Source organism: Deltaproteobacteria bacterium (assembly GCA_016874735.1).
Classification (GTDB): domain Bacteria; phylum Bdellovibrionota_B; class Oligoflexia; order Oligoflexales; family CAIYRB01; genus CAIYRB01.
Genome location: VGTI01000123.1, coordinates 1 through 5331 on the forward strand (window position 1 = coordinate 1; position 5331 = coordinate 5331).

General features: G+C 54.2%; 7 protein-coding genes. 1 reads left to right on the plus strand and 6 read right to left on the minus strand.

Annotation, left to right across the window (positions count from 1 at the left end; genetic code table 11):
- From FJ146_19325 to FJ146_19350, 6 genes are all read right to left on the minus strand, one after another.
- On the minus strand, positions 1-380 hold a 380-nt coding region (locus tag FJ146_19325; protein ID MBM4254123.1), incomplete at its 3' end, for a hypothetical protein.
- Entirely contained in the window at positions 377-1294 is a 918-nt protein-coding gene (locus tag FJ146_19330; protein MBM4254124.1) for a tRNA U-34 5-methylaminomethyl-2-thiouridine biosynthesis protein, read from the minus strand. The genes FJ146_19330 and FJ146_19325, both read right to left, overlap by 4 nt.
- Positions 1291-2121 carry a metal ABC transporter permease gene (locus tag FJ146_19335; GenBank protein MBM4254125.1) on the minus strand — a complete coding sequence of 277 codons (831 nt, stop codon included), beginning with the start codon at positions 2119-2121 and terminating at the stop codon, positions 1291-1293. Before FJ146_19335 ends, FJ146_19330 begins: the two co-directional genes overlap by 4 nt.
- 2 nt (positions 2122-2123) lie before the next feature.
- Positions 2124-2735 (minus strand): ATP-binding cassette domain-containing protein, encoded by a 612-nt coding sequence (locus tag FJ146_19340; protein MBM4254126.1) that lies wholly within the window; start codon positions 2733-2735, stop codon positions 2124-2126.
- Positions 2735-3703 carry a zinc ABC transporter substrate-binding protein gene (locus tag FJ146_19345; protein MBM4254127.1) on the minus strand — a complete coding sequence of 323 codons (969 nt, stop codon included), beginning with the start codon at positions 3701-3703 and terminating at the stop codon, positions 2735-2737. The genes FJ146_19340 and FJ146_19345 overlap by 1 nt, the downstream gene beginning before the upstream one ends.
- Positions 3693-4769 (minus strand): hypothetical protein, encoded by a 1077-nt coding sequence (locus FJ146_19350; protein MBM4254128.1) that lies wholly within the window; start codon positions 4767-4769, stop codon positions 3693-3695. The genes FJ146_19345 and FJ146_19350 overlap by 11 nt, the downstream gene beginning before the upstream one ends.
- 161 nt (positions 4770-4930) lie before the next feature.
- Here FJ146_19350 and FJ146_19355 point away from each other — a divergent pair.
- The coding region (locus FJ146_19355) for a transcriptional repressor (protein MBM4254129.1) at positions 4931-5331 on the plus strand (401 nt) is incomplete at its 3' end.

Consider the following 5331-nt stretch of genomic DNA (forward strand, 5'->3'; position numbering starts at 1 on the left):
AGAGTATCAGCAACGATAGTGCCGGTATCCACCGGGAAGCCGTCATAGGCAACGGTCTGTGTCACGTATCCCGCTGACCTTGTGGCGCTTGCTATGCGCTCACTAAAGGCACTATCGACGTTCATAGCGAATGCAAAGGACCCAAGGTCATGCCAACTAGGATCGACATGGATACCTTCAAGTCTTGGTTTAGCTTGTACCATGGTGCCAAGCACCGATAGCCATTGAGAGCTGTAGTATATGACGCGCCGGACGCCTTTTCTCACGAGATCGTCGCCAAGACGGCGCATCGCCTGATGTAGCTGCGCGTGCGGTGAGTCAGGTGTGGGCGTCAATAAGTGGGGCAGTCCCGGCACCAATGCGGCAAAGGCTAGGGTCACGGTGCTACCTCCATTTGTTTGGTCAAATCCCATTCGACGACTGCATTGCCTGTACCGATGACATTGCCGTAAGCGTGGACGCTCGCAGGAACCGTGGTGAAATCCATGGCGCTGAGCATCCAAACGAGTCCCCCCGCTTTGACCTCGGCATAGGCCTCGTCGATAAACTCAGGCAAGAGCGCAAGCATTCCATGAAGGTCGCCGACGCGCATAAGGTTGAGCATGCGGACATCCCACTCATACTGGGCCTGACTAAAAACATGCTCTTTACTCATGTCTTCAGGTAGATCTGGATTCGGCTCGGCGCTGAAATGTATATGTGACAGCGAGTTGCTGGCAGCTAGCACTACTCTTTTACCCGATTTTTGAATCGCTACTTTAGTTGCTTCTCCTAGTTTTACCATTTCCTCCTGTGCCACTTTGGGGTCATGGAAATAGGGGCTGTTATTTGAACTAAGTGCGATGATGGGAATGTCCCAGTCTGGGTTCATCATGTGTAGTGATGTAATAGTTCCATAGTCGACGCGGAAGTCTGGATTGGTCATGGGCTTTGACGTCAATCCGATCTTGCGAGCCTCGTCACTAATGCTGACGGCAAGGTCGACGTCGACCTGAAGGTCAAACCTATAGCGAAAAAGATGGGGAAATATCGGATCTACCGAAAGTCCCTTCAGTCTCTTAACGGCGAGCACATCGTGCCCCACAGTGGTCTGCCAATGGGGTGTATGGACAATAATCGCGTCCGGTCTTTGTGATTTAAGTTTAGAGCGACAGTGATCGTATCCCCACCGAAGCATCTCCCAGCCTCCGCGTGAGCGGGGTTCGTTTTGAGGAGGGTTCTCGGCGTAGACTAAGTGCGGTGGATGCGGCGCCAGCCATCCCCCAAGGATGTGGCCAGTTGGCTTCAATGTCATGATTTATTCCACGGTTTGGTAAAGAGTCCAGCAGCCAAAGTCATCACGGCGATAATAGTTGGCACCGTGGGTAGGTGGCTAAAGACGAGAGATAAAATAAAACCAAGGGCGGTTGCGAGACCACCAACCATGGCGCAACTAACGATATGGCGCGTCAGGCCGGATTTGCCGCCAAAAGAGAGCACCGACGTTGGGATAAATAGACATGCAATAGTGAAGAGAAAGCCGACAGTTTGGATACAAAAACACAAAACTATCAACGATCCTACGGCGAACAGGTTGCCCCATTTTGTCGATTTTTGCGGAGCGCCGAGAATGGCAATCGCAAACGAGTCTCTGGTAATTTGACGGCGGAAGACTATAGCAGAGGGCAGTAGCACTAGTCCGACGGCAAGTGTCGCGTACGATTCCGATCGGCTCAGAGTAGCGAGATCGCCAAAGTATTTTTGTGACATATGGCTTTCGAGCATGGGGAACAGCGCGCTGATTAAATAACCGCATGCAAGAAGCACTGCAAATAGTGCTGCAAAGTGAGTGTTGTTAGAGCTCCCGCCGCTCGCCGCTAAGCGTTCACTGACGTAGGACGTGGCTGCAGCAAGTACCAGACCCAGAACAAACGGGGCGCCACTCGAGACCAGGGCAAGGTCTGCCATGAAATCGAATATACCAAGTCCTAGCAGCACGCCGAGCATAGCACCTTGGCTAATACAGAGTGTCTGCATGGCTCGATCCCGCGCCGCTAGTTGCGTACCAAGGCCAGCTAGGGCCGCACCCAAAACGGAAGCGGCTAGGATCGTCACAGCATATATCGAGAACAACGCCTGCATCTTCAACTCGCGAATTTAGAGAGGTCGAGCACTTTCACCTGATGCAATGAGTGCTCCGTGATGAGTTTCTCGTGGCACACGATGATGATCGAGCGATCGCCTGATGCCACATAGTCATCTAGTAGACCTAACAGGTGCGAGCGACTTTTGGCATCGAGGTGATTTGTGGGTTCGTCAAGCACGAGTAGCTGAGGTTTAGATAGGAGAATTTGGGTCAGTAGAGTCTTCTGTCGCTCACCACCACTGGCTGTATTCCACGATAGGCTCAAGGCGGCTGTGTCAAGCAGTCCAAGCCCTGTGGCCTGGACACGACTGAATGATCCGCTATTGTGGATAGCCATGACATCAGCAAGAGTCATGGGAATATGAAATTCGCGATTTTGGAGTTGCGCCAAGTAACCCACTGTCGTCGCTCTTACTGACACTGTTCCACTGAGTGCGCGGTGCGCCCCAAGAAGCACCTGAAGTAATGTAGACTTGCCAGTTCCGTTCGGTCCAGTCACGGCGAGGATCTGGCCAGAACCAAGGTCCACATCAAGGCCTTTGACCAACGGACGACCATCGGGAGTACCGTAGCTAAGGCCATCAATCTTAAGCAGAGATGCTTGATTCATCAGTGACCCTGGCTCGGTTTCGTGGTGGCCTCTACAACCGAGCGGGCAATATGACGCTGAAGCTCATCGTAGGTCGCGGTTTTGGTACCGGCCTGGATCATCGTAGGCACAATCACTAGAGGAATACCGGACAGTTCAGCGAAGCGATCCAAAGTCTTTTTGGGGAAATAATCTGCCGCTAGTGCGACCCTCACGCCGCTGCTTTTCGCCGTTAATGCCACCTCGGCTAAGCGTCCAGCCGAAGGCGGAACCCCTGGTTTTTCCTCGATGCTGCCGCTGCTGAGCAGGCCGTGATCGGCCAAGAAATAGGAGAATTCGCGATGATATTCGATAATCACGCCGCGGCCTCCGTTGTCCTTCTGCAGTTTTTTCAACGGAGTCAAAATAACGTCAATCTCGTGATCGAGCGCCATCATTGCCTTCTCAAACTGGGCATGTCCTTGGCGGTAGGCTTGAGCGTGGGCTGGATCGGCTGCGCTCAACGCGGCCACAATCGTGGCACCACTAGCTGCCAGAGCCTTGGGGCTCAGAAAGAAGTGCGGGTTGCCCGATGGGTGTACGTCACCCATGGAGCGGTCGATTGGACCGGTCGGTTTCTCGATGGCCTGGACGCTCTTGCCTGCCTCGCAGTAGCCTGCGCCGCCTGGCTGTACCTTGGCGTTGCCTGATCGCGTCAGCACTGCGGGCATGTAGCCGATCTCCAGATCAAGGCCAACGATACATACGACATCCGCCTCGGCCGTGAGCCTTGTAAACTCAGGTACGGCGTCGACGAAGTGGGGATTTTCCCGTCCACGAAGTAGAGCTTTGGCCTCAACTAAATCACCCCCGATTGCACCAGCGGCATAAGCGAGCTCAGGAACAGTTGTGACCACTTTGACCTTAGCGGACGCCTGATGGCTCATACCAGTCGTGACCACAGTACAAACGAGGGCAAAGACAGATCTCAGCACGGTTCTAAAACTCATGGGCGGGGTGGGCTCCAAGATTAACAGCGGCTTGCAGTAGGAGCATCTTGCTGAAGCGCTCTGCAACGCCTTGTTGTTTAGCGGTAGTCCAGTCGAAAGCTGCGCGGAAAGTGACAAACTCACTGGATTTATAAGTCAAGGTCGGCACGTAACGCTGCTCCGCGTTAGCGACTGGTTTGCCAGAGATGTCTTTCAGGCTGAGTACCGTAAAGTAATCAAGTAAAAGACCCAAATGCCACTCGGGACTGAAACTATACTGCGGCAGCACATAGAGGCCGACCGAGCGTTCTTCTTTACCCACCAAGGGTGCGAGCTGGCGCTGCCAGATTTCACCCTGCAGCAAAAATCCGGCACCATCAGGCTGACGCCACTTGGCCGTCAAGTCGATGCCGCTCAGGGTCATGCTATCGCCTTGGGCAGACTTGCGCGTTAGGTAGTTGACCGCGGTCTGCATGCCGCCGCCGGCGGGGAGTGATAGGTAAGTTGCTGCGCGTCCGTAAGTAGTAGGTACCCGAGGCTTAACACCGGCATTATGCACGTGCCCGTAAGTCCAGCCGTTGGTCACACCAGCCGTCAGCTCGAGAAAAAATGGCAGCGGCGCCAGGTAAGTATACTCAGCACCAGTATCAAAAGCCCCCTCAGAGCCGAAAAACTCAAGCTGAGACTTCGGAGCTGTGACGACTGGCCAGTCGTGACGGTGAAAGTGGTTAAGCCTACCGAGCCCGAGGAAAAATTGCCCGAGCCGAAAGCGAGAGCGGGGGATCAGCTTGCTTGAGCCAATATAGGCCTCGTGTGGTTCCACAAGTGGACGGGCTGTATCACCGTGCGCCGCGACGTTCAGCACGCCATCAAATAGGTGATCGATCGGCCCGTAGAGTAGGAGCTCCGACTCGCGGACGGCAAAGCGGTCCGTAGCCTGCGTCATCCGCGGTGCGTTGAAGCTGCCCATCAGGTCCAAGGTCACGCAAGTTTTCAGACCTGACCCATCGTCGGTGTGCGCCCTTGCCTCGGTACCGCCGACGATCAGTGTGGCTAGTAACTGGAGCTGGACGAATAGCTTTTGCATACGGAAATTATTGCCCTTTTAGCCACGTCTGCAGATGACGGCGCAGCTTAACTTAATTGCAATCGATTTGCAACACGCCCTTGCTCTGGGAGCGGATCACCAGTATACGAGACAAATGCGGTGAGAAAGCTTGTTTTCCACTTACCACGCGAGACCGTTGCATGGCCTCCTCAAAACAAAAAGCCATCGATGCCAAGGCAGTGAGTACGCATGTCCACCAAGACAGTGGTGAGTTGTTGCGCGCCGCCAAATTGAAAGTGACGCGCCCTAGAACGGCCATCCTCGACATGCTGGCCGCCTCCCATGGTCCGTTTACATCAGAAGAAATTCACGCAACCGTGACCAAAACGGCGGGACTCGCCTGCGACCTGGTCACTATTTATCGCTGCCTCGCCAAATTTGAAGAGCTAGGACTCATCAGCCGCTGCGATTTTGGTGATGGCGCCATTCGTTACGAACTTCATCGCAAGGATCACCATCACCACCACATTATTTGCCGCAGTTGCCGTCGCGTCGAGCCCCTGCCTGACTGTCCGGTGGAATCCAGAGTCATCCGCCTTCC

What these genes read in the sequence shown, in the direction of transcription:
- FJ146_19330 (MBM4254124.1), bottom strand. Translation starts at nt 1,294, where the DNA reads ATGACATTGAAGCCAACTGGCCACATCCTTGGGGGATGGCTGGCGCCG.
- FJ146_19335 (MBM4254125.1), bottom strand. Translation starts at nt 2,121, where the DNA reads ATGCAGGCGTTGTTCTCGATATATGCTGTGACGATCCTAGCCGCTTCC.
- FJ146_19340 (MBM4254126.1), bottom strand. Translation starts at nt 2,735, where the DNA reads ATGAATCAAGCATCTCTGCTTAAGATTGATGGCCTTAGCTACGGTACT.
- FJ146_19345 (MBM4254127.1), bottom strand. Translation starts at nt 3,703, where the DNA reads ATGAGTTTTAGAACCGTGCTGAGATCTGTCTTTGCCCTCGTTTGTACT.
- FJ146_19350 (MBM4254128.1), bottom strand. Translation starts at nt 4,769, where the DNA reads ATGCAAAAGCTATTCGTCCAGCTCCAGTTACTAGCCACACTGATCGTC.